The organism is Hymenobacter sp. BT188 (assembly GCF_014333585.1).
In the GTDB taxonomy this organism is placed as follows: domain Bacteria; phylum Bacteroidota; class Bacteroidia; order Cytophagales; family Hymenobacteraceae; genus Hymenobacter.
The window spans coordinates 92426-115958 of sequence record NZ_JACSCW010000006.1; the positions used below are offsets into that span (position 1 = coordinate 92426).

A 23533-nucleotide genomic window follows, 5' to 3' on the forward strand; every position below is an offset into this window, starting at 1 on the left:
TGGCAGGGATTACGCGGCCACCAAATCCTGATCAGCCAGCACCGGCCGCTTTTTCCAGATATAAAAAGCCACACCTATCAAACCCAAAATCAGGATGATGGACGACACCAGCGACACGGTATTGCCGATAGCGTAGGACTGAGGCGCAAATTTGAACTCAATGGTATGCTGACCTGCTGGCACGGGCATGGCACGTAGCACATAGTTGGCCCGAATGTGCGGCACCAGCTTACCATCGATGTAGGCGTTCCAACCGTCCTTGTAGTAGATTTCGGAGAAGACAACGAAGCCGTCCTGAGCAGCATTGGCTTGATATTTCAGCGCGTCCGGCGAATAGTTGGTCAGACGGATGGTGGAGCCGGCGGCGTTGTAAGAAGTTTTTGAAACTGGGAATTTCGAGGTATCAACGACAGCCGTGGTAGCAGGATTGAAGTTGCTGAGGGCCGCTATTTCCTGGTCAGGGCTCTGCACTTTCTGAATTTCGCTTACAAACCACGCGTTCCCCAACGCAGCCGGATTGCGCTGTACCTGGGAGGGCTGATTGGTTTGCGGGTTGGGCGGCGTAATTAGATAACGGGTATTCAGCATATTGAGCACCTGCGTGTTATTCTGCGAAATCTGGCGCTCAATCAGATCCTGGTAGCGGCGTAGCTTAGCGCCGTGGTAGCCACCGATGCTCTTGTGGAAGTAAGAGGTGTTGGCTTCGTTGAACGGGTTGTTCAGATTCAGCACACGGTAGCTCAGGTCCTTATCCTGCAGAATCTGCTGGTCCTGAGGAGTTGGCACGAACTGCTGCGTCACGGTTTCACGCTGAAAGTTGGAATCGTTGAGGTAGCGCTTATCAACCGCCCAGAGGTCGACGAGGGTGAGCCCAGCCATAACTGCGGCAGCGGCCGTAGCGGAAAGCTTGCGTTGCAAAAAGAAATATAAAACGCCCCCCGCAGCCAGAATAAAGAACAACGAGCGCAACACGTCGGCGCGGAGCAGGCTAGCGCGGTCTTCACGAATGGCATCGAGCGGAAAGCCGCTTTGCTGCAATTGCGCATCGATAGGAGACGCATAATCAGCACCTAAGCTGAGTAGCCAAGCCAGGATGCACAAACCTGCCGTGCCAGCAACGGCATAAAGCAGCTTGCGCTTGAGGTCAGATGTTTCGGCTGAGTCGGCGGCGGGAAGCGTGAGGGCGGGTTGGCCAGCTACTGGTGCCGAGGTTGTGCGGTGGGCGCGCAGCACGCGGGCCAAGGCCAGTACAGCCAGCAAAGGCATAGCCAGTTGGGCAATTACCAATGCCATACTCACCGACCGGAACTTATTGTAGCCGGGGAAGTAATCGAACATGAGGTTGTTAAACGTCTCAAAGTTCTTACCCCAAGCCAGCACAATGGACAGAATGGTACCGATCAAAAGCCAGGTGCGCAAGCGACGGTCAGCCACAAACAATCCCAGCACAAACAGCATGCAGACCACCGCGCCTACATACACGGGGCCGCTGGTGCTTGGTTGGTCGCCCCAATAGAGGGGAAGTTGGCTTAGATAATCGCGGAGTTGAACAGGTGGTACGCCGAGTTGGGTGAGGGCTTTGCCAGTGGCCGAGCTTTCGCTTAGCGCCCCTTGGCTGGCGCCCCCGAAGTAATTGGGAACGAGCAAGGTAATGGTCTCACCTACCCCATAGCTCCAATTAAAAGCGTAGTCACGGTCGAGGCCGGAGCCGCTGGGAGCATCATCAGAAGCGGCCACGGCTGAGGCGCCAGGTGAAGGCGCAGTGAGTTCGGAGCGGCCGCGAATGGAGTATTTACCATATTCGGCCGTTACATACAGGCGACCGAAGCTGACCCCAACAGCTAATAAGGCGGCGGCACCTAACAGGGCCGTCCGACCGAGAAAGTCGGGTAAACGCTTTTCGCGGAAGGCATAAATCAATTCTACAATGCCGAACACCAACACCAGCAACAGCAGGTAATAGGTGATTTGAAGGTGATTGGAGCGCACATTCATGGTCAGGCCCAGAGCAAACAAGGCCGCGCCGAGCCAGCGATTGCGTCGAAATGTGACCAGCAGACCTGCTAGCACCAGCGGCGCATAGGCAATAGACAATGACTTGGTATTGTGCCCAGCGGCCAGAATAACGAGGTTATAGCTGGTAAAGCCCAACGCAATAGCGCCAACTACCGCCACCAAAGGCCGCACCCCCAACGTTATAAACAGGATATAGCCGCAGAGCAGCGCCAGAAACAGGTTGGCCACTACCGCCGGCAGATTCAGGGTAAAAACCTGGTGCAGATACGTGGATAAGTCGCCGGGGAAGCGGGTGCTGATGAGGTAAGTAGGCATCCCGGAGAACATGGAGTTGGTCCAGAGGGCTTCCTTGCCGGTTTCGGCCCGATAAGTGGCCGCTTCCTGCGAGCCGCCTCTGAACTGCACAATGTCGTGCTGGGCGAGCGTTTGGTCATCCAGCACCAAGGGCGAAAAGTAAACGAAAACCAGCGCTAGAAAAAACAACACAGCCAGCAGGTGAGGCAGCATCCGCCGCCACAAGGGCACGGCAACGGGAGAAACAGTAGTCATCAGCGAAAAGAAGAGTCGATTAACGGCCAAAAAGCCCCCCAGGGCCCGGCAAAGCACGCCGAAGGTAGGTCGTTTATTTTATTCCAGGAAGTGCGCCGTCTCGGCCGAACGATTTTAGCGGGCACAGAAATGCCCCCCAAGCGCATGGTTTAGAAACCGGGCGGCTGGGGGGCATTTCTGATGAGAGCTTATTTTACTTCCTCGTATTCCACGTAATCACCGCCGTTGAACTTGGTATCTGGGCGGGCTTTGGGCTGGGGCGGCACATACTCTACGCGCACCTGGCCGGGAGCCGGCGCGGGGCCGGGCGGCGGTCCGAAGGGCGAAGCTTGTCCGAAAGGCGGCGCCTGGCCAAACTGCTGCCCGTAGCGACGAACTTGCTTTTTGATGAACATGCCCACCACCAAACGCAGCACCACGGGCAGCACGAAGCGCACGAGCAGCGAAATGATGAGCAGGGTGAGGAGGAACTTGGTCATGGGCGGGAAGGCGGGGAAACGGGTTGAAAGTAAAAATCGGCCGTGACGGCGCTGCTGAGCTGCTCAGCCGAGCAGGCTACAAGTTCAGAACGCGGCGAAAGCATAAATGGTTTATAGCCCAGCTCCGCCAGCAAATTAACAACGGCCTGCCGATTCTCCAGGCCATTCAATTCGGTTTGAATAAGGGGCCGAAAACGACGCAACGTGGCTTGCAGGTGGCGAAACACTTCGTGCTCGAAGCCTTCTACATCGCACTTTACAAAATCCAGGCGTGGCAGATCGGCCAGCAGTTCATCGGGCACGCGCATGGGTACCTCGTAGGTGCGGGCGTAGGTTTCGTTGGGGTTGGAGGCCGCCACCTTGGTCATGCCGTGGTGAAGCAGACCGTCGCGCTCTGGCGTACCCATCTGCACAGTCGTATTTTGCCCCCCAAGCGCGTAAGGCAGCAGTGTCAGGTTGTTGTGGCCACTCAGGCGCACATTGTCGCGCCAGATTTTTTGGAAATCCGGGATGGGCTCTACGGCCAACACCTGCCCCTTCGCTCCTACCAAACGCGACAACGCCACGGAGTAATAGCCCAGGTTAGCGCCAATATCCAGGCACACGAAACCGGGCCGAATGATCTTTTCCAGAAAAAACAGCTCGGGATACTTCGCTTTACCCCAGCCCACGCTCACCAACCCCAAATACACGCGGCTCACGAAGCGGATATAGCGCTCGAAGCCGAGGGCCTGGACCAATAATTTGCGAAGCTGTTTTACCATAGCAGCGGCAAAGGTAGCACGTCCGGTTACGTGGTCGCACTACCATCAGCATTGCTAGGCCCAACAGCTACTTTCGGTGCTTGCGTGTTGCCCACGCTGCGCCCGCCGCCGCCAGCCCACCGATCAGGTACCAAGCTACCGTCATCAGCTTGGTTTGTGGGGTGCGGTTGCTGGGAGCTTCGCCCAGGCCCATTGGGCCGGGTAGCACCACGCCACCTATGCCAGCCGCCAAGCCGAGCACAATGCCGCGTTGCCAGGCATTTTTGCCAGTTCCTACCAAGCTGTAGTACAAGCCGTTGGAAAGTAGGTCGCCGGCCATGGTCAGGTTGAACAGGGTGTCGTGGTCGGGCTGGGGGGCATTTGCCTTGCCCAGTAGCTTGCGCAGGCCGCGCATACCCAGCACGTCCATACGCGGGGCAGTTTCGGGGATAAGATGACGGGCGGTTTCGTGCACAGCCGTCAGCACTGCGGCGCCCGCGAGGCCGTTGCTCAAGGCGCGTATTACAGTAGCATATTTCATGTGGCAGGAGGTTCAAAATAAAGTTAAGCTCAGCTATTGCGGCCGGACGCTTTTTCCAAACGCATAAGCGCTGCGGCACGTTGCCCGGCTCTGGGTAGCGGCTGAGGTTAGAAAAAAGCCCCCCGGCATTGCGCTAGTTTCCGGCGCCTGCCTATCTTTGTTGGCCTGAGCAGCTAGTGTTCAGCAGACGCCTCTTTAGCTCAGCTGGTAGAGCAGCTCATTCGTAATGAGCAGGTCGTTGGTTCGAGTCCAATAAGAGGCTCTTCGTAAAAAAGCCCCCCAAAGTCGCTGATGCGCCTTGGGGGGCTTTTTTGTCATGTTTTTTGGCAGCGCAACGCTAAAGAGATTCTCAAGAAATCAGCGCCGGAAGTACACGGAAAAGGCAGAGCCGATGCCTACTTCACTTTCTGCCTCAATTTTGCCCCCCGCATTCTCAATTATCTTCTTGACCATATATAGCCCAATGCCAGAGCCCTCTACGTGGGTGTGGTAGCGCTGAAACATGGCAAACAGTTGGCGTTCACGGGTTAGGTCGAGGCCTAGGCCATTGTCCTGCACTTTCAGAACATCATATTCAGCCTCCGTATGGCAGCTAATGCGCACTTGAGCCGGGCGGTCGGAGTGGCGGTATTTGAAGGCATTGCTCAACAGATTATAGACTACTGAGCGCAGGTTTTTCTTCGAGAAGGAAAGCGTAGGACACATATCTACATCTACTTCCAGATGCGCCTGCGCTTGCGCCATTAGAGGCACCAGATCGAGGCGTACGCCCTCGATAACTTCAGCTAAATCGACGGTTGTAGCGGGCTGATCGTGCTCCTTTTGCAGCTTCGAAACATCGGTCAGGTGGTCGATAGTGGTTTTGAAACGATCTACCGCTCCATGCATCATCGACAGAATAAAGCTTACGTCGCCCTCCTGACTGCTGGGGGGCAATTGTTGTTGCAGCGCGTGCAGCAGGCCCTCAATATTGGTAATCGGCGCTTTCAGGTCGTGCGAGGCAGTATAAATGAAGTTGTCCAGGTCCACGTTCGTGCGTCGGAGTTGGTCGTTGATGCTGCTCAGTTCTAGGTTGGTCGTAGCCAACTCTTGAGCCATTGCCTGCGCCTGCTGTCTGCCCTCTTCTATTACCTGGCGCGCCTCCACCGACTCCGTGATGTCAGTGACCATGGTGTAGAATCCGACCACGCTACCGTCCTGAATATCGGGCACGTAGCTGGTCCGAATATGCTTGACAAAATTCTCCCGGTACGGCATTTTGGCCTCAAAATCCAGCCGTTCTCCAGCCAGTGCCCGCTCGATATAGCCTTTTATGCCTTGGTAGGCCTTATCTCCCACTACATCTCGTACGGCCCTGCCCAGTAAGGCTTCGGCAGGCTGATTAAACCAGGCTTTATAGGCCTTATTGGTAAACTGGTACTTTTCTTCCCGATCTAAGTAGCCAATAAGTACAGGAAGAGCATCGGTCACGAGGCGCAGCTGCTGAGTGCTGGCCTCACTGGCTTTGCGGGCTTCCACCTGCTCTGTTACCTCAAAGGCAAACACCAGCACGCCATCCACCTCGCCGCGCTCATTGTAGCGAGCTTGTTGGATAAAATTGAAGTATCGGTCTTCCAATACGCCATCATCAGGCCGTGCGAAAGGAATGAGCAAGGCTTGTTCCTCGTGCGTGCCTCCTAATTCGTATATGCAACGAAACGTTTCGGCCACCCGATTATTCGCTATTTCTGATAGTGCTTCATAAATGGACCGGCCTAATAGTCGACGGTTAGGAAATAGTTGCTGGTAACTGGGGTTAACCAGTTCAAATACCAGATCAGGGCCGCTCAGGATGCAAATAGCGGCGGGAGCTTGCATAAACAGCCGCTCCAAGTGCAGGCGCTGCCGCTCCGTTTCAGCCTGAGCACGCTGCAATTCGTTCGTGCGCCTTTGTACCCGACCTTCCAGCTCCTTATTGAGCTGTTCAAGCTGGTGTTGGGCCCGGAATAGCTCAGCATTGTTGACCAGAAATTCCTCATTTGCGGCCTGAAGCTCTTCATTCGCAGTCGCCAGTTTCTCGTTCAGGATCTGCACCTGCTGGCGGCTTCGCTCTACCTGCTGGCGAGCTTTTACCTGCGCTGTAACCTCGTAAGCAAACACGAGGATGCCGTTAATCTGGCCGGCCAGATCGCGGGTAGCCTGGTAAATAAAGTTGTAGAAGTTCTCTCCCAGCTCATTGGTGCCCGTGTTGGCATGGTCGAGCTGCACCAGCATTTCCTGCGCGTAGAATGTTTCCCCGGTACGATACACCTTGTCGAGCAAGCCAAAGATCGGTTGCCCGGCCAGCTCCGGCATTGCCTCGCGGATACCCCGGCCTACCAACGGACGCTCGCCTACCAGTTGCTGATAATAAGGATTAACGAGGCGAAATCGATGGTCAGGGCCTTCGAATATGCAGATCATGGCCGGTGCCTGCATAAAAATATTGCGTAGCTGCTCGCGCTCAAGCTCGGTTTCGGCCCGGGCCACTTCCGCTTGCTGGGTGGCGGCCACCAATTCCAGATTAGTAGCTGCCAGTTGCTGGTTCAGCACCTGCAACGTCGCTTCATCCTGTTCCATCTGCCGGCGCGTCTGCACCAGCTCGCTCACCTCGTAGGCAAAAACCAGAATGCCATCAATGGTGCCTGTGGCATCGTGGGTGGCTTGGTTGATAAAGTTGAAATAGCGCGGATTGGGGCCTTCGTAATCGGCTTGGGAGAAATGAATAGGGATTTCGTTGCCGTAAAATGTCTCGCCCGTACGGTATACTTCATCGAGCAAACCAAAAAATGGCTCACTTTCCAGCTCGGGCAAGGCTTCCCGGATGGTTTTGCCTACCAACTGCCGCCCCCCGAAAAGCTGATGGTAGAGCGGATTGGCAACAGTAAAAACGTACGTGGGACCTGAGAGTCGGGCAATACAGGCCGGCGCCTGGCTAAACAGCGTATCCAGCTGCTGGCGCTGTGTTTCGATGCGGGCCAGCCCCTCCCGCTCCTTAATCTGACTTTCGCGCAAGGCCAGCTCCACAGCGCTCCGGTCCTGATCGGCGGTATCGGTAAAGCTTACTACCAACAGCTCACCACTGCGCTGGGCGGCCAGCTGAAAATAATTATCGAGCCCGTCGGCCTGGTAGTTCAGCTTATACTGGTCGGGTTTGCCGCTTGCAAATACCTGTTGGTAGAAAGCAAATACCCCGTTGGGTAGCGAAGCGGGGAAGCGCTCCTTTATGGTACCGTAGGGCTGTTCGAGCGGACCCACCATGCGCTGACCGGCCGGATTGATATAATCAATAGTAAAATCTATAATTTCATCGCTGCCCGCTTTATATACTGGGGAAAGCAGATTGACAGCCGTCAGGGATATATCCAGTAGCGTGTGAAGCAGGTCGCTGGGGTCGGCTAAGGCGGTTAACGGCACAGGCGGATCGGGCATAGCAAATACTGAAAGGTTCTAAGCTTTATAGATAGAGCAATACCCTGATAAATAGCGCTGTACGCAGGAAAACTGATCAAGCAATGCGGCGGAGTGCATCACCCCAGATGAGTTAACCAGCACACCCTGTAGAAATGCTTCTACCAAGGTAGTGTTTTGGCACTGGGGCTTTTTTAACTTATTAGCAAACAGCTACAGCGCTCCTTGGCTGGCACTGCTGACAAACTCCCGTCATCAGATACTCGCGCGATGCTGCCTGAAAGCCCCCCGGCAGCGCCACAGCCGGAATAGCCACTTGGTTGAGGCAATAGGTATGCTGACAGGCCGAGCACTTGAAGTGCACATGATCATCGGTATGCGCGTGGCGGGCACATTCGCGCGAGCAAAGTGCATAGCGCAGAATATCGGTGTTGTCGATAACGCGATGAATCAGCCCTTTTTCCTCAAAGGTTTTGAGGGTTCGATACAAGGTGATGCGATCGGTGTTGGAGTCCAGGCTTTGCTCCAGATCATGGCTAGACTGGGCGTAGGTTTTTGCCAGGAACGCCCGCAACACAGCCTGACGCACGGGCGTTTGGCGCAATCCATGTTGGGCAAGCAGGGCGGTAGCAGAATCGGCAGCGGACATAAGAATTCGGAAACGTAAACGAATAAGCGCTAATACCGGCAGTTTCGTTCGGCTAGTGAATTGTAAAAATACAACCAACTAACATTTCAGAGCCCTTTACACAGATTGCACAACGGCTACTCATGCGCCAGAAACACTAAAAAAGGGCCTGCTTTATAGAAGCAGACCCTTTTTACTTTCTATACAGAATGCCTACTTGGCGGGCATCAAGACGGCATCGATGGAATGTACGGTACCGTTGGTGGCTTTGATATCGGGGGTGGTTACGGTAGCCGAACCGCCTTTGGCATCACGAATCGTGACGGTGCCGCCCTCTAGGCTCACAGTCAGCGACTCGCCCTGCACAGTTTTGATGGTCTGACCATCCTTCAAATCAGCGGCCATCACGTTGCCCGGTACTACATGGTAGGTCAGAATCTTGGTAAGCTGCTTTTTATTGGCGGGCTTGAGCAGGTTGTCTACCGTGCCGGCTGGCAGCTTAGCGAAGGCTGCATTATCGGGAGCAAATACAGTAAACGGACCTTTTGCTTTCGCCTGTTCGGCTAGGCCGGCAGCTTTCAAGGCGGTTAATAAAGTAGTATGCTCCGTTGAGAGAGCGGCACTGCCGGCTAAGTCTTTGTTAGTAGAAGTAGACGTTGTAGCCGTTGCAGCAGTAGTGGCCGCCGGAGCAGGCGTCATTGTTTGGGCCGTGGCAGCGCCAGTAATACCCAAGAGAGCAATTGCAAGGATGATTTGTTTCTTTTTCATAGATGAAGACTAGTAGTTAAAAATGCGGGAAGTGATTGTACAACCACGGACCAGCTGAATGGTTGAGATTAATTTGTTTTAATGTCTTCACCATCAGCATTTTCCTTTTAATCCTCCGTTGGAAATACAAGCTACATCACATTATAATATTCGAATAAAAGCCCCCCGGGCACAAAAAAAGCCAGACGTGAGAGCGTCTGGCTTTTTTGTGCCCGGGGGGCTTTTTACTTAGACCTTAGAGGCTGCTATCGTAGTCGGACGAGCTGGATGAGCTGCTGCCCATGCCGCCGCGGTAGCCGGATTGATTGCCCGACTGGCTGCCAGAAGAGGAGCCATAGTCGCTACCACTGCTGCTACCCGAGCGGTAGCTGCTGCCGCTATTGCCGGAGCCGCTGCTTGGGGCCGGACGGTAACCCGACTTCGATTTGTCGGAGTCGGAGCCATAGCTGCTACCTGAACCATAGCTGCCGCCTGAACCGTAGCTGCTGGAGCCATAGCTACCAGTGGAGCCGTACTTACCTGACTCTGAGCTTACGTTACCGCGGTAACCAGACTTGTCTTTTTTGCCGCTCTTGCCTTTATAAGACTTGTAGCTTTTGTCGCTGCTCTTGGAGCGCAACGCCAGCCAGCTTAGGCCACCAATAAGCAGCGCGCCACCTACAATTTGCTGCGTAGTAGTCAGCTTACCGAATTGGCTGGTAGCCTTGCTGCTGAGGTCTTTTACCGACTGGGGAAGCTGGTTGAGCGTGTCATTTAAGCCCAACTGATCGACCCAGTTTTTGACAGCTCCACTGGCTCCGCCTTGCTCGCGGTTTTGGTCCTGATTGCTGCTGTCGTTCTGACGGTTCTGGTCACCCGAACTGCCACTAGCAGTGCTAGCCGAGCCCGCAGCACCCGATGCTTTGGTAGCTGAGCCTGGAGTCGAAGTAGATTTCTGGGAAGAAGCACCAGCGTTTGCGCCAGTGGAAGAGGGAGTAGATCCGGGGTTGGGTTGATTTGGCTTGTTTTCCATAGTAGTGGTGAGGGTAATAGAACGAATAATTACGTGCGACCGGCAGGTCACACTAGGTCTATATCGTATTTCCTTGAAGCCGGGTTGCGAATAAGGTATACTTTTTCCGGCAGTCGGGCCTCGGCCTTCATTCGTAGTCGTCAGTAAGTTAGAGCGCATCTAAGCTGAACAATTATGAGATGTTGTCGCTTTTCCTTCGCGAAAGGCGGCCAACCTCTTTTTTATTTTCTCTTGTCAAAAAAGCCCTCCAGCTCAGTGTATATGTCAAAACGGTTCGAGAATAAAGTCTGTATCGTTACCGGCGCTACGTCCGGTATCGGACGTGCGGTAGCCGTGCAGCTAGGGCGCGAGGGCGGCTGTGTGGTAGTGCTGGGGCGCAACGCCGAGGAGGGCCGCGAGGTAGTGCGTCAAATAAAAGCGGCTGGTGGCGAAGCCCTTTTCGTGCGGGCCGATGTGGGCAAGGATGCGCACCTGCAAGCGGCTGTTCGCAAGACCCTGGCACGTTGGCACCGAGTAGATGTGCTGATTAACAATGCCGCCGAAATGACCTACGTACCCTTGGTAGATTTGCCCCCCAAAGAATGGGATACGCTCATGAATGTAAATATGCGGGCCCTGTTTCGTCTCTGCCAGCTCTGTTTGCCCCACATGAAGCACGGTAGCATTGTGGCAGTCAGTTCCGTGCATGCCCACCAAACTACGGCCAACGTAGTGCCTTATGCTACCAGCAAAGGCGCTATAGAAGCCTTTGTGCGCGGCCTCAGCCAAGAAATTGCGCATACCCAAACCCGCATCAATGCCGTGGCGCCCGGCGCCGTAGATACTCCTATGCTCTGGGATAACCCCAACGTAAAAAGTGGCCGCGAGAAGATAACCGGCCAGGTAGGGAGCCCCGAAGAACTGGCCGCCGCCATCTGCTTTCTGGCCGCCGCCGAGTCCAGCTTTATCAACGGCACCACCTTAGTAGTAGACGGCGGCCGACTTGCCGCGCTATAGCGTGTAGCAGAGCGTGGTAATTTTTAAGCTATCACGCATTCAGGAAAAAGCCCCCAGCCGCTATTTATATACTACATACCTATCCACGGGCGCCCTTGTGCATCTGCTCCGGGTCGGGCAGAGGTTTGTTGCCAGCGTAAAGGTGGGCATCAAGGCGACCGGCGAGGCGGGCTTCGGCCTCAAACTTATTGTTGAAGTAGCCTACCCGCGCCGACTCAACTAAGTACCTCCACAAGAAAGTCGCGATGCCGTACTCCTGAAACTGTCGGATGTGGCACATCTCGTGGGCTACCCAATAAGGATCCTGCAAAAACTGCTCGCGGGTAGTTCCGCTGAGGTGAATACTGTTGCCCAAAACCATAGCCACACTCCGCGATTTCAGAACGATGCGGGCAATGCGGGCGAAGGGCGAATTCTCAATAATTCGGGGCGGCTTCATGGGTGGTTATTTGGGCGGCGTAGTATACGCCAAACGTTGAGCTTTTAGCCATGGTTCAGCTATAATTTTACCCTTATAAATTTATACTATTAGAAGTTTATTTACCCAATTAGGGGGTAAAACTTGGATGCCCAAATTTTTATGGCTTAGCTTTAACCTATGGGGCTCGCTACAAACGGTCGGTTTTGGCCCCCATACAACCGCTTTTTTATCACTTTTTTTCCTGGACAAACAGTCCGGTTTTTCGCTCATACGACCCACCCTTTCGCCGCTTGCGGCTACGCCCGAAAATTGATTTTGCCCCCCTACGACGGACAATGAAACATAGCCTTCTCTATTGCCTCGCCGCTGCCTCGCTCACGCTTTCCTTCTTTTACGACCGCACCCCTGCTGACGATACTACCGCTTCGGCCCCAGTCTTAGCCGAAGCCTCTCTTTTCCCCTCCTGGACACCGGATATGCCGGTGCCGCCTGCGGACGACTACACCGCGGCTAGTTCCCGCGATTCGCTTGCCTATAACTACTACGCACAGACTCTCGGTTTGAAGCTCGATTTCGACGAGAACAAAGCCCTGCTTCGCACCGTCACCGATTGGCTCGGCACCCCTTACCGCTACGGCAGCAGTACCCGCCGCGGCACCGATTGCTCCGGCTTTGTAAGCCGCGTTTTTCAAGAAGTTTACGGCATTACCCTTCAGCGCAGCTCGCGCTCCATGTTTCAGAACGTGAAGCGCATCAGCAAGACTGAGATGGAGGAAGGCGACTTGGTATTCTTCCGTCGCGGGCCCGGCCAGCCTATTTACCATGTTGGTATTTATCTCAAAGATGGCAAATTTGCCCACTCAGCTACCAGTAGAGGCGTAACGATAAGCTCCTTACAACAAGGCTATTATAATCGAAACTTCTATGCGGCTGGTCGCGTTGAAACCAATTAACTGGCCGCCACCCGTATTCCCTACATTAAGCCCTGCTCTTCGGAACGGGGCTTTTTTTGTGGCTTACTGTTGAGCTGCTGAGCCAAAACCATTTTGAGCAGTTACAGTATAGAACAGGCAAGCGCCAGCCCAATGCGGATTGGCAGCAATTCACTCTCAACTTCGCTTTTCTATGAATACTCCGAACCCCAAAGGCGAGAATATCGCCTCCTCTCCCCTCTTCAAAACTTTCCTTGGCAAGGCTGAAGAATATCTGAAAAAGCCCCTGCGCATCAAACAGCTTCTGAATGATGCTTACCAGAAAGCCAGCGAGAAAAACGACTTAGGTACGCTTGCTCACGAGGCTTGGGAAAGCTTGCAAGTGCTTTTCCGGTTGGTACGCACGTCCGTATCGGGTGAGTACACGGGCGTGCCTACACCTACTATCGTGGCGGCGGTGGCTGTGCTCATCTACTTCCTGAGCCCCATTGACCTGATTCCGGACTTTATTCCGGTGATTGGCTTGCTCGATGACGTGGCCCTGCTGGCTTGGTTCACTACCAAACTGAAAGAAGAAATGGACCACTTCGTAGCGTGGGAGCACTCGCGGCCGACTGTGGTTAACACCAGCAGTGCAATGGCCAGCACCAGCGGTCCGGTAGATAGCCCTTCCGGCGCGGCCGTATCTTTGACCTCAAGTGACGGCACCACGGCCGAAGCGGGTCCGAAGCCGCAAAATGCCCCCCAGAAGTCTCCCGACCATACGCTGGATCGGGGCGTGGAAGCACCGGAGTCGGCGAAGCGCATGGGCACCGTTGATTTGAACCACCCAGCCGCGGGTTCCAGCCACTCACAGTCAAACACCGATTCAGGCATTTCTTCGCCCGATAGCAGCAACCCCAATCCCAGCCTGACGGGCCCAAACGACACAGAACCTAAAACCGATGTGCGGCCTCACGCCGATGATACCTACAACACCGACGGCAGCCGCACTCGCAACGATAGCTCGAACGACACCGGCGGCAATGTACGCTAGACGCAATTCTTAAAAGGCAAAAAAGCCCCCCAGCTCAGGCTGGGGGGCTTTTTTATGTTCTTAATAAAACTCTCTGCCTAAGCCACCTGCCGAATTTTGGGTGTGTGAGAGGCTACGTAGCTTACAAAGTCGCCCACGGTGCTCAAAGGCACTTCATCGGGAATAGTGATTTTGAAGCTGCGCTCGAGCTCAAGAATAATGTCTACTACATCAACCGTGTCGAAGCCAAGCTCACGACTTAGGTTGCTGCCGATACGCAGGCGCGTGGGCTTAATAGCTTTACGCTTGCTGATGATGCGCAGCACTTGCTGCTCGATGGTAGAAGGGACAGAGGTAGATGAGGAAATCATATTAAGGGAAGAATACAGACAAGGGGACTGTAAGACCTGAGAAATGAGATTTAGTTTACCAGGGCGGCTAGTATAACGTCTCACTTCTCATTTCTTGTGTCTAAAGTTTAAGCTTCAGCTAAAACAGGTGGGCGAGTGGCGCGAATTTCTTCCGCGTCGGCGGGGGGCGTTACAGGGGCATCAGGGTCGTTTCCGGTAATCTTAGCACGGAGCCGTTCGTTGATCAAATACATTACAGGGACTACTACCAGGGTAATAATGGTTGCAAAGCTAAGACCGAAAATAATCGTCCAAGCTAGTGGGCCCCAGAACACAACTGACTCGCCTCCGATGAAGAAGTGCGGCTCAAACGAGTTGAACATCTCATAGAAATCAATATTCAAGCCAATTGCTAATGGGATAAGTCCTAGAATGGCTGCGGTGGCAGTCAAAATCACCGGATTCAGACGCGTCCGCCCCGCCAACACGATGGCCTGTCGCAGCGGCATGCCTTGAGAGCGAAGCATATCCGTAAATTCGACCAAGAGAATACCATTTTTCACCACGATACCCGCCAAGGCAATAATTCCTACACCGGTCATTACAATACTCACGTTCATGCCCGTGATGGCCAAGCCCAGCATTACCCCAATGATGGAGAAGATTACCTCCGTCAGGATGATGATCGGCTTGCTTACCGAGTTAAACTGCGTCACCAGAATAATAAAGATGAGGGCCAACGCACCGACGGCAGCTATGCCAAGGAAGTCGCTGGTCTCTTTCTGATCTTCCTGCGCACCACCCATCTTAATGGTATAGCCAGCCGGAGTTGGGAAAGCTTTCAACGCCGTTTCAATCTCGCGCACCACATCGGGGCCAGTGAAACCGTTGAGTACGTTCGACGAGATAGTAATCACTCGCTTCACGTCTTTGCGCTTAATGCCGCCATACGTAGTGCCGTACTTCACCTCAGCCACCGAAGAAATCGGCACCTGACGGATCTGACCGGTAGCATCGCGGAAAGTGAGCGGCGAGTTCAGAATGGCGTTCACGTCTTCGCGGTAAGGCTTGGCGTAGCGCACCTGAATCGGATAATCGTCGTCAGCGGTTTTGAATTTGCTGGCTTCGTAGCCGTAAATGGCCGTCCGCACTTCCATACCAATCTGGGCGGTGCTGATGCCTTCGCGGTTGGCCCGTACCCGGTCGATGTTCACGGCAATTTCCGGGTTGCGGTCTTCCAGGTTGGAGCGCAGATCTTCGATACCACCAATATTGGTGGAGTCGAGGTAGCTAATTACCTTCTTCGACAGCTTGGCAAGCTCCGGATAATCGTCGCCGGATACTTCAATAGCAATAGGCTTGCCGGTAGGCGGGCCGCTGGCCTCCTGGTCTACCGAAACCTCAGTTCCCGGAATGCCTTTCACCACTTCCCGAATCTTGTCCATATAGGTAGAAGTGGCCGGACCAGTCCGCTCACTCAACTCCTTGAACGCTACACCAACTTTGGCCAGGTGCGACTGCGACACGCCCGTAGCCGTAGCTTCACCGGGGTCGCCGGCACCAATAGCGACGTTCGAGATAACCGATTCCACGTCAGGGTTATTACGGCCGATGACGCCGTAGATGCGCTTCTCCAACTCGCGGGCTACCGAGTCAGTTACCTCTACCCGCGTGCCTACTGGCATTTTCAGGTAGGTGTACACGAACTTAGGATCACCTTTCGGGAAGAAGTCAACCTTAGGCTGGCGGGCGGCCACGGCAAAGAAAGAGCCGATGAATAGCACCACCATGCTACCCATTATCAGCGCCGGGTGGCGAAGCGCCCACGTCACGACGCTCGCGTAGCCATTCTGGAAGCGGGGCAGAATCTTGGTCTGGAAGCCCGCAATCATGTGCACGAACACGAACTTGTTCAGGAAGCACAGCACGATAACCGTAATCATTAGGTTGCCCACAAAAGGCGAACCCATCAAATACCCTATCAGAGCTATAAGCAGCAACACGCCCATTCCGATCAGGAAGTTCTTATCCAGCTTCGGCCGCTCGGCGTTATGGTGGTCTTCGCGCTCCATGAACGACACGGCAAACACCGGGTTCATGATGAAGGCTACAATAAGAGAAGCCATCAGCGTCAGGATGAGTGTAACGGGTAGGTAGAACATGAAGCTACCCACAATGCCCGGCCAGAACAGCAGCGGCACAAAGGGCGCCACCGTGGTCAGCGTACCGGCCAATACGGGCACGAATACTTCACCAGCTGCATACTTAGCCGCCTGCTTGGTCGTCATCTCGGGGTGCTCGTGCAGCAAGCGGTGCGTGTTTTCGATAACCACAATAGCGTCGTCCACCACAATGCCCAGCGCGAGCAGGAAGGCGAACAGCACAATCATGTTCAGCGAAAAGTCGAACGTCGGTAGCAGCACGAAGGCCAGGAACATGGAAAGTGGCACCGACAAGCCTACGAATAGGGCGTTGGTGGTGCCCATGAAGAACATCAGAATCAACGTTACCAAAAGGAAGCCGATGATAATGGTATTGATCAGGTCGTGCAGGGTTACGCGGGTGTCGTTAGACGTGTCGCCGGTTACGGTGATGTCCAGTTCCTTGGGCAGCGTCTTCTTCGAGTCGTCGATGATCTGCTTAATCTTGTCGGAGGCATCAATCAGGTTTTCACCCTGACGCTTTACCACGTTCAGCGTAATAGCAGGCTTGCCATCGAGGCGGGCGTAGCTTTCGCGCTCCTTGAAGGCGTCTTCTACCGTAGCAATGTCGCCGAGGCGAACAGCAGAGCCATTCAGGTTTTTGATCTGAATATCAGCAATGTCGGCGGCGCGGACATACTGACCAGCCACACGCACGGCGCGCTTCTGGTTGCCCACATCAATAGAACCACCTGAGATGGTGATGTTTTCGCCGGCAATAGCCCGCTGAATGTCCGTGAAGCCCAAGCGAGAAGCGCGGAGCTTATTCAGGTCTACGTCTACGTTTACCTGCTGCTCCAAGGCACCTACGATATCTACCCGGGTGATTTCGGGCAGCGCCTCAATCTTATCCTGGAAGTCATCGGCGAACTTCTTCAACTGAATCACCGACAGATTACCTGCCAGGTTGATGTTCATGATAGGCAGCTCGGAGAGGTTTACCTCCTGCACCGTGGGGGGCGTGGGCAGGTCGCTGGGCAACTCCGAAGACGCCTTATCGACGGCATCCTTGATAAGCTGCTTGGCATACTGCACATCCACGTCGGAGCTGAACTCCACGTCTACGATGGCGTAGTCCTGGTTGGAAGTGGAGTTGATTTTCTTCACTCCATTCACCGACTTAATTTCCTTCTCGAGCTGGCGCGTTACCAGATTCTCGATGTCGGTGGGGGAAGTACCGGGGTATACCGTGGCCACAATGATGCGCGGAATCACGATATCCGGAAACTTCTCCTTGCCTAGCTTGATATAGGCAAATACCCCAGCCACGCATAGCAGCAGCGTGATAATATAAACGCTGGTCTTATTATCAATAGACCAACTGGTGGGCTTGAATTCTTTTTCGATGTCCTGCATGGCTTAATTCCTAACTTCTTACAGGCTTACAACCTGTCCTTCGTTGATATTCTGATAGCCCGCTGAAATAACTTTGTCATTGGCGCTCAGGCCGCTGGTTACTTCTACTTCGCCATTATAAGTGGCACCGGTCTTGATGACGCGCTTGCGAGCTACCGGCTGGTTGCCCTTTTGCTCCACCACATATACATAACTGTTTTGCTCGTCACGTTGCACCAAGTCAACTGGAATTACCGTGGCGTTCGGGCGGTTGTAGTTCAGGATGCGCACGGTAGCTACCATGTTGGGGCGCAGCTGTAGCTTCGACTTGCTATCGAGGCGCAGCTCCGTGGTGAAAGTGCGGCTCGTAGGGTTGATGGAACTGCTAACCACGCGCACGGTAGCTGGGAACTCCTGATTGCCCAGATCAGGGATAGCAACTACGGCCTTGTCGCCGGCCTTAATGCTGCCGGAGTAGCTTTCCGATACGTCGGCCAGAATTTTGCCCCCCGTACCACTTACGAGGCGCACTACCGGCGTACCTGGTGCTACTACTTCGCCCAGCTTTGGCAGAACTTCATCGGCAGTGCCTGCGAAAGGAGCAGTTACGTTGTACAGCTCGCGCTGACGGCCGAGGGTGCTCAGGTTGCGTTGCAGCGCTTCGTAGTTGTTCTTAGCCTGCAAAAACTGAATCTCGGTTCCAATTTTCTGGTCCCAGAGGCGCTTTTGCTTTTCATATACCACGCGAGCTAAGTCCAAGCGGGTGCGCAACTCGGCAATGTTGGATTCGAGTACACCAGCGTCGATGGTGGCGAGCACCTGTCCTTTGCGAACCCGGTCGCCGCGCTGTACGCGCAAGCTGGTAAGCGAACCACCGGAGCGGGCCGATACGGTAGCGTTCTGATCGAAATCGACGCGGCCCTGCACCTCTAAGTAGCTCTTAAAGTCGGCGGGCTTCACGTTTAGCACCGATACGGGCACAATCTGAGCGGCAGCGGCAGTTGCAGCTGTATCAGTAGAACCAGCTTTGGCTTCCAGAGCGGCAATCTTAGCCTGATTTTCGGCCTGTTCTTTTTTCAGCGCGGCCAACTCAGCCTGCGGGTCCTTCTGCCCGCAGGCAGCTAGCAGCGTTAGGGCAAGAATGGCGGGAGTGATGCTGTATTTCATGGAGGGGAAGCGGTTCACTAACTAACTGAAAGGATGAAAAAAGGTGCGACTGGGGGGCTTTTTTGTGCCCTATCAGGAGCAAAAAGCCCCCCAGTCGCAGCTATGATTATTTGGTGCTTTGATATAGCGTACCAGCGGCCTTATCGAAATCGACTTTAGCTACCAGCGCATCATAAAGCGAAGTGTAATAGTTGGTCTGAGCTTGGCGCAAATCAGTTTCAGCCGTAATCACCTCCAGGTTGGAGCCTACGCCCTCCTGAAACTTAATCTTGGCTACCCGCGCTACTTCCGTGGCTAGCTCAAGGTTAGCCTTTTGATTGGCTAGCACGTCAAGCGTGTTTTGCAAACTAGTCTCGCTCTGACGGCGCTCCAAGTCGATGCCTTGCTGCAAAGTGGTGAAGCCCTTTTGTACTTGCTCCAGTGCTAGTTTACCTTGCTGAATAGAGGCGCGCTTACGGAAGCCATCGAACACCGGAATCTGCAACGCCAAGCCGTAGTTGCCGAAGCCAAACCAGTTCTGATTCAGAACTTGCCGCCCACTGGGCGTGGTAGCTCTGGAATTGGGTCCGCGAAAATCAAGTAGCCCGCCCAGGCGCGGATCAGAGCCAATGAAACCGTAGTTGGCGGTGAGATTGAGCGAAGGCAGGTAGCCTGCCCGGCGGTTGCGCACATCAAGCGCGGCCAGGTCACGCTGGGTTTCCAGCACTTGGTATTCAATGCGGCGGCTATAGTCGAACTCGTTGCCGGCGCTTTGTAGGCGGTTGCGCTCAGCCTCTACCACGGCCGCGTCGAGGCGGTCGGTGAGGTTGACGGCCTGACGCTGGTCGAGGCCCATCTGAAACTTAAGCAGGGCCACACTCAGATCAATCAGGCGGGTGGCATTTTGCTGCTCAATGCGCAGGTTATTGAGCTGCACCTGCAGGCGCTGCACGTCCAGCTTTTCGACAAAGCCTTCCTTAAACGTCTGCTCGGTCTGGTAGAGCAATGTATCGAGGCGCTGCACGTTACGGGCTAGCAGCTGTAGCCGCTCACTAGCCACCAAGGTGCTATAGTAGGCTTTTGATACCTGCTCCACCACCTCAATTTCCGTTTGCTGGCTTTGGCGCACCGCTAGCTTCTCATACACTTTAGCGGCTTTCAGTCCCAGAAAAACGGAAGCATTGAACAGAGGCTGCGAAGCATTAACCGCAGCATTTCCTTGATAGCGTAAACCAAACGCAAGCGGCTGAGGACCAGACGACTCCACTTGTGTATAAGCGGGCTCCAACACTACACTCTGGCCGCTTTGCACGTTGCGCAACTGATCGGGCGTGAGGGTGGTACCATTGAGAGTGCCAGCTCCACCTGCGAAAGCGCCAAAATCGACGAGCTGGCGCTGAAGCTTGAAATTGTCCGTTACGCCACCCCCAATGTTGATCTGAGGCAAGCCACTGGCCTTTACTTCATTCACCCGCGCCGACGCAATCTGCTCGTTGAGGCGCTGTGATTGGAGGGTTGACTTGTTCTGCAAGGCATAGTCGATGGCCTGCTGTAAGCTCAGCGTCATAGGCGCGCTAGAAGCCGGCGACTGGCCCGTGGAGGGCGTTTGGGCGAGTAATTGGTGCAGCCCTAGAAAGCTCAGCACCACAGCGAGCATTAGAAGGCGAAACGTGTTTTTCATAAAAAGCGGGAAGCAGTAAGCGAATCGTTGTTCTTATTCCTGTTCCGTCACCTGACGGTACTCATTAATCAGCTTGTGGCCCCGGAGCGTGGCCGACCCAATCATAAAGTGCTCGAGGCAAATGCTTTGCACTCGACCTGGATCAAACTGGCGGGGTGGATAGAGTTCAGCGTTGAAGGCTAGTTCTATTTGGGCTAACCTAAGGCGGGACAGCACTGCTATATCAAGGTCGGCGCGGTAAAGGCCCTCGCTGATGCCACGACGTAGGTTGTCGGTAATCATTTCGAGGATAAATTGGTTTTTGTGATCGACCCACACTTGCCAGGCTTGGGGATGATATTTCTGGAGGTCGTAGAAGATACTGGGATGAATATTGGTCATGAGGTGCTTGCTCCACTCCATCATCTGAAACAACTCTTCCAGCGCATTGTCTGCCTTAGCTGCCATGCCGGCGCAGTCAGCTTCTTCATGCGCCAGAAAGTGAACCATCACAGCATGCACGATCTGATCTTTATTCTCAAACCATTTGTACAACGTCTTTTTCGACATGGCCAAGTTTGTAGCAATGTCGTCCATCGATACACTCTTGATACCGTTGCGCATGAATAGCGCTTTAGCTGATAGTAAGATGCGGTCTTTGATTTCCATAATTCCGGTACAAAGATACACAGGAAACTTTTATTGAATCCAAAGTTTCCATTAATTTTTTGAAATCTTTTGCCCGGCTATCTAGTAGCTAGGCAGACGCTGGGGGGCAAATCTTACTTTACACTTCGCCAACTTTATTTTTCGGGGCCGCAAATTTGCCCCCCACACGTTGCTTTGGGGCTTCCTCTCTACTTTACCGTACCTTAGGCTCGTCATTCATTCCTCCGCCCCAATTTCTGCTTCCATGAAAATTCGTACCGGCTTCGGCTACGACGTACACCAACTCCGGGAGGGCCTGCCCTTCTGGCTCGGGGGCATTCAGGTGCCGCACACCCACGGCGCCCTGGGCCACTCCGATGCCGATGTGCTCATCCACGTTATCTGTGATGCGCTGCTAGGCGCGGCCAATCTGCGCGACATCGGCTTTCACTTCCCCGACACCGATCCGCAGTACAAAGGCATCGACAGCAAACGTTTGCTGGCCCAAGTGGTGCGCCTGCTCCACGAGCGCGGCTACACCATAAGTAACATCGACTCGACCATCTGCCTGGAGCAGCCGAAGGTTAATCCGCACATCTCGGAAATGCAGCGCGTGTTAGCTGAAGTCATGGGCATTGAAGCTGATGATATCTCTATTAAAGCGACCACCACCGAAAAGCTCGGCTTTGTGGGTCGGAAAGAGGGTGTCGCGGCTTATGCTTCCGTGCTTATCATTAAGCTGTAAGGCTTAAGCTAAAAGCAATTTTTTCGCACTTCCTGCGTCATTTCCTTCCTGATTCATTCACTTTTTCCACCCCATGCAGAAAAACACGTTCTACGCCCTGCTGTTGGCGGCCTGCTGTGCTACCTCCGCTGTAGCCCAGGATGCGCCCACCAAGCGTAAAGTCAAAGTAAAGCGCAAGCAGAAAACGGAAGCCCCTACCAAAGAGGGCGCCGAACCCAACGTCAGCGCTGCCACAGCCACTGCCACCGATTGGGCCGCTACCTATGGCCCCACCATTACGCAGGCCGATCTACGTCAGCACCTCACGATTCTGGCCTCCGACGCTTACGAGGGTCGCGAAACCGGTGAGAAAGGTCAGAAAATGGCCGCTGAGTACATCAGCAAGCAGTTTAAAGACCTGGGCCTAACTGGTCCCGTTCAGGGTTCGGACAATCCATATCTTCAACACTTCACCATGGTGCGCTCCACCTGGGCTGATGGTGCTACCATGAAAGTAGGTGGCCAGACCTATAAGTGGCTGACTGATTTCTACGCGATGGGCGCTTCGCCATTCCAGCAGGAAACGGCTATTCAGCCGGTATTTGCTGGCTACGGCATTGAGCAGGATGGCTACTCTGACTATGCTAGCTTGGGCGATGTGAAAGGGAAAGACCTGATTATTCTCTTGGGCGAGCCGATGAACGCGCAGAAGCAGCCGGTACTCGGTAAAGATGGTTCTCCGAGCAAGTGGGGCACCGACTACCGCGCCAAATCGGCTATGGCTACGCAAAAGGGTGCCCGCAGCGTCTTCTTTATTGATACCGACCCGAACGGCAACTTCCCCAAGCTGGCCGCTCGCATGGCGCCTTACATCAGCCGGCCAAGCATCACGTTCAAAGAAGCACCCGCGGCAGCTAATCCTCGGGTAGCTACTTTCTTCGTTTCGCCGGTCGTGGGGGGCAAAATGCTCGGTACTACCGCCGCGGCGCTTGCTCAGTATCAGACGTCAGTAGGCAAAGCTGGCAAGCCCGTAGCGGCTACGTTCAAGCCGGCAAAGGTGAGCATCAACGCCGCCAAGAAGCTGGAAGATTTCACGACGGAGAACGTGTTGGGCTACTTGGAAGGCACCGATAAGAAGGACGAGCTATTAGTAGTATCGGCGCACTACGACCACATCGGCATCGTTGACGGCGAGGTAAATAACGGCGCCGACGACGACGGCTCCGGTACGGTATCGGTTATCGAAATGGCGCAAGCGTTTACCCAAGCCAAGAAAGAAGGTCACGGCCCACGTCGCAGCATTCTGTTCCTGACCGTAACGGGCGAGGAAAAAGGTTTGCTGGGCTCGGAGTATTACACCGATCATCCGGTGTTTCCGCTGGAGAAAACCATTGCTGACCTGAACATTGACATGGTTGGCCGCACCGATAAGGAGCACGAAGGCAAAGGCGACTACGTGTACGTTATTGGCTCTGATAAGCTCTCCTCAGAGCTGCACGCCATCAATGAGGCGGCCAATAAGAAGTACACGAACATCGACATGGACTACCGCTTCAACGACCCGGAAGATCCTAACCGCTTCTACTACCGCTCTGACCACTATAACTTCGCCAAGCACAAGATTCCAGTGGCCTTCTACTTCAACGGCGTGCACGATGACTACCACGCCGCCGGCGACGAAGTTGAGAAAATCGAGTTTCCGAAGATGGAAAAGCGCGCTCAGTTGGTATTCTATACTGCCTGGGAGCTAGTTAACCGCGACAATCGAATCGTAGTTGATTCGAGCAAACCTTAAGTTTTTAGTTGGTGAAAAAGCCCCCCGGAGTTTCTCTGGGGGGCTTTTTTTGTGATTACTTCAATTACCTAGGGTGCTAGGCTGAGAATATTCAAGAAGCTCTTTAATGCTTGAATAGCAAGTGTAAGGCGTAACTTTAAGGTAG

General features: G+C 54.2%; 19 protein-coding genes and 1 tRNA gene. 6 read left to right on the forward strand and 14 right to left on the reverse strand.

The annotated features are described in order from the left end of the window. Positions 1-9: 9 nt before the first annotated feature. From H8B13_RS17265 to H8B13_RS17280, 4 genes are all read right to left on the reverse strand, one after another. Entirely contained in the window at positions 10-2565 is a 2556-nt protein-coding gene (locus H8B13_RS17265; protein ID WP_187312069.1) for a YfhO family protein, read from the reverse strand. A 188-nt stretch (positions 2566-2753) separates the two neighbouring features. Further along, complete coding sequence (locus tag H8B13_RS17270) at positions 2754-3044, reverse strand: DUF4834 domain-containing protein (protein ID WP_187312070.1); 291 nt, start codon at positions 3042-3044, stop codon at positions 2754-2756. Beyond that, positions 3041-3808 carry an FkbM family methyltransferase gene (locus tag H8B13_RS17275; RefSeq protein WP_187312071.1) on the reverse strand — a complete coding sequence of 256 codons (768 nt, stop codon included), beginning with the start codon at positions 3806-3808 and terminating at the stop codon, positions 3041-3043. Before H8B13_RS17275 ends, H8B13_RS17270 begins: the two co-directional genes overlap by 4 nt. A gap of 67 nt (positions 3809-3875) precedes the next feature. After that, positions 3876-4328 (reverse strand): hypothetical protein, encoded by a 453-nt coding sequence (locus H8B13_RS17280; protein WP_187312072.1) that lies wholly within the window; start codon positions 4326-4328, stop codon positions 3876-3878. Positions 4329-4517: 189 nt separating this feature from the next. Between H8B13_RS17280 and H8B13_RS17285 the strand changes: the two genes are divergently transcribed. Then, positions 4518-4590: transfer RNA gene (locus tag H8B13_RS17285), tRNA-Thr, on the forward strand. 95 nt (positions 4591-4685) lie between these two features. On the opposite strand, the gene H8B13_RS17290 is transcribed toward H8B13_RS17285, so the two are convergent. The 4 genes from H8B13_RS17290 to H8B13_RS17305 all read right to left on the reverse strand — a co-directional run bounded on the left by H8B13_RS17290 (position 4686) and on the right by H8B13_RS17305 (position 10165). Further along, complete coding sequence (locus tag H8B13_RS17290; protein WP_187312073.1) at positions 4686-7778, reverse strand: PAS domain-containing protein; 3093 nt, start codon at positions 7776-7778, stop codon at positions 4686-4688. A 181-nt stretch (positions 7779-7959) separates the two neighbouring features. Then, positions 7960-8406 carry a Fur family transcriptional regulator gene (locus H8B13_RS17295; protein WP_187312074.1) on the reverse strand — a complete coding sequence of 149 codons (447 nt, stop codon included), beginning with the start codon at positions 8404-8406 and terminating at the stop codon, positions 7960-7962. Between the two features lie 192 nt (positions 8407-8598). Then, positions 8599-9153 (reverse strand): fasciclin domain-containing protein, encoded by a 555-nt coding sequence (locus tag H8B13_RS17300; protein WP_187312075.1) that lies wholly within the window; start codon positions 9151-9153, stop codon positions 8599-8601. A gap of 235 nt (positions 9154-9388) precedes the next feature. Next, entirely contained in the window at positions 9389-10165 is a 777-nt protein-coding gene (locus tag H8B13_RS17305) for a hypothetical protein (RefSeq protein WP_187312076.1), read from the reverse strand. 261 nt (positions 10166-10426) lie between these two features. On the opposite strand from H8B13_RS17305, the gene H8B13_RS17310 reads away from it, so the two are divergent. Then, positions 10427-11161, forward strand: a complete 735-nt coding sequence (locus H8B13_RS17310; RefSeq protein ID WP_187312077.1) for an SDR family NAD(P)-dependent oxidoreductase — start codon at positions 10427-10429, stop codon at positions 11159-11161. A gap of 79 nt (positions 11162-11240) precedes the next feature. Here the strand turns inward: H8B13_RS17310 and H8B13_RS17315 are convergent, their stop codons facing one another. Next, positions 11241-11600, reverse strand: coding sequence for a hypothetical protein (locus H8B13_RS17315; RefSeq protein WP_187312078.1), 360 nt, complete (start codon positions 11598-11600; stop codon positions 11241-11243). 317 nt (positions 11601-11917) lie between these two features. On the opposite strand from H8B13_RS17315, the gene H8B13_RS17320 reads away from it, so the two are divergent. Both H8B13_RS17320 and H8B13_RS21710 read left to right on the forward strand, forming a co-directional pair. Next, a complete protein-coding gene (locus H8B13_RS17320; protein WP_187312079.1) occupies positions 11918-12535 on the forward strand; it encodes a C40 family peptidase in 618 nt (205 codons plus the stop codon). A gap of 172 nt (positions 12536-12707) precedes the next feature. Next, entirely contained in the window at positions 12708-13550 is an 843-nt protein-coding gene (locus tag H8B13_RS21710; protein WP_410054438.1) for a DUF1232 domain-containing protein, read from the forward strand. Between the two features lie 77 nt (positions 13551-13627). On the opposite strand, the gene H8B13_RS17330 is transcribed toward H8B13_RS21710, so the two are convergent. The 5 genes from H8B13_RS17330 to H8B13_RS17350 form a co-directional block, all read right to left on the reverse strand. Next, complete coding sequence (locus tag H8B13_RS17330) at positions 13628-13900, reverse strand: acyl carrier protein (protein ID WP_187312080.1); 273 nt, start codon at positions 13898-13900, stop codon at positions 13628-13630. 107 nt (positions 13901-14007) lie between these two features. Beyond that, positions 14008-17436: an efflux RND transporter permease subunit gene (locus H8B13_RS17335; RefSeq protein WP_187312081.1), complete on the reverse strand. Its 3429-nt coding sequence runs from the start codon at positions 17434-17436 to the stop codon at positions 14008-14010. 18 nt (positions 17437-17454) lie between these two features. Then, positions 17455-18582 carry an efflux RND transporter periplasmic adaptor subunit gene (locus H8B13_RS17340; RefSeq protein WP_187312082.1) on the reverse strand — a complete coding sequence of 376 codons (1128 nt, stop codon included), beginning with the start codon at positions 18580-18582 and terminating at the stop codon, positions 17455-17457. 106 nt (positions 18583-18688) lie between these two features. Next, on the reverse strand, positions 18689-20242 hold the full coding sequence (locus H8B13_RS17345) for a TolC family protein (RefSeq protein ID WP_187312083.1): 1554 nt from the start codon (positions 20240-20242) through the stop codon (positions 18689-18691). A 33-nt stretch (positions 20243-20275) separates the two neighbouring features. Next, on the reverse strand, positions 20276-20890 hold the full coding sequence (locus H8B13_RS17350) for a TetR/AcrR family transcriptional regulator (RefSeq protein ID WP_187312084.1): 615 nt from the start codon (positions 20888-20890) through the stop codon (positions 20276-20278). A 244-nt stretch (positions 20891-21134) separates the two neighbouring features. Here H8B13_RS17350 and ispF point away from each other — a divergent pair, with 244 nt between their 5' ends. Next, positions 21135-21614 (forward strand): 2-C-methyl-D-erythritol 2,4-cyclodiphosphate synthase, encoded by a 480-nt coding sequence (gene ispF / locus H8B13_RS17355; protein WP_187312085.1) that lies wholly within the window; start codon positions 21135-21137, stop codon positions 21612-21614. Positions 21615-21687: 73 nt separating this feature from the next. After that, positions 21688-23388 (forward strand): M28 family peptidase, encoded by a 1701-nt coding sequence (locus H8B13_RS17360; protein WP_187312086.1) that lies wholly within the window; start codon positions 21688-21690, stop codon positions 23386-23388. Positions 23389-23533: the final 145 nt, after the last annotated feature.

Bases quoted from the DNA above. Each gene is read 5' to 3' on its own strand.
- H8B13_RS17265 (WP_187312069.1), bottom strand. From the start codon at position 2,565: ATGACTACTGTTTCTCCCGTTGCCGTGCCCTTGTGGCGGCGGATGCTG.
- H8B13_RS17270 (WP_187312070.1), bottom strand. From the start codon at position 3,044: ATGACCAAGTTCCTCCTCACCCTGCTCATCATTTCGCTGCTCGTGCGC.
- H8B13_RS17275 (WP_187312071.1), bottom strand. From the start codon at position 3,808: ATGGTAAAACAGCTTCGCAAATTATTGGTCCAGGCCCTCGGCTTCGAG.
- H8B13_RS17280 (WP_187312072.1), bottom strand. From the start codon at position 4,328: ATGAAATATGCTACTGTAATACGCGCCTTGAGCAACGGCCTCGCGGGC.
- H8B13_RS17290 (WP_187312073.1), bottom strand. From the start codon at position 7,778: ATGCCCGATCCGCCTGTGCCGTTAACCGCCTTAGCCGACCCCAGCGAC.
- H8B13_RS17295 (WP_187312074.1), bottom strand. From the start codon at position 8,406: ATGTCCGCTGCCGATTCTGCTACCGCCCTGCTTGCCCAACATGGATTG.
- H8B13_RS17300 (WP_187312075.1), bottom strand. From the start codon at position 9,153: ATGAAAAAGAAACAAATCATCCTTGCAATTGCTCTCTTGGGTATTACT.
- H8B13_RS17305 (WP_187312076.1), bottom strand. From the start codon at position 10,165: ATGGAAAACAAGCCAAATCAACCCAACCCCGGATCTACTCCCTCTTCC.
- H8B13_RS17310 (WP_187312077.1), top strand. From the start codon at position 10,427: ATGTCAAAACGGTTCGAGAATAAAGTCTGTATCGTTACCGGCGCTACG.
- H8B13_RS17315 (WP_187312078.1), bottom strand. From the start codon at position 11,600: ATGAAGCCGCCCCGAATTATTGAGAATTCGCCCTTCGCCCGCATTGCC.
- H8B13_RS17320 (WP_187312079.1), top strand. From the start codon at position 11,918: ATGAAACATAGCCTTCTCTATTGCCTCGCCGCTGCCTCGCTCACGCTT.
- H8B13_RS21710 (WP_410054438.1), top strand. From the start codon at position 12,708: ATGAATACTCCGAACCCCAAAGGCGAGAATATCGCCTCCTCTCCCCTC.
- H8B13_RS17330 (WP_187312080.1), bottom strand. From the start codon at position 13,900: ATGATTTCCTCATCTACCTCTGTCCCTTCTACCATCGAGCAGCAAGTG.
- H8B13_RS17335 (WP_187312081.1), bottom strand. From the start codon at position 17,436: ATGCAGGACATCGAAAAAGAATTCAAGCCCACCAGTTGGTCTATTGAT.
- H8B13_RS17340 (WP_187312082.1), bottom strand. From the start codon at position 18,582: ATGAAATACAGCATCACTCCCGCCATTCTTGCCCTAACGCTGCTAGCT.
- H8B13_RS17345 (WP_187312083.1), bottom strand. From the start codon at position 20,242: ATGAAAAACACGTTTCGCCTTCTAATGCTCGCTGTGGTGCTGAGCTTT.
- H8B13_RS17350 (WP_187312084.1), bottom strand. From the start codon at position 20,890: ATGGAAATCAAAGACCGCATCTTACTATCAGCTAAAGCGCTATTCATG.
- ispF (WP_187312085.1), top strand. From the start codon at position 21,135: ATGAAAATTCGTACCGGCTTCGGCTACGACGTACACCAACTCCGGGAG.
- H8B13_RS17360 (WP_187312086.1), top strand. From the start codon at position 21,688: ATGCAGAAAAACACGTTCTACGCCCTGCTGTTGGCGGCCTGCTGTGCT.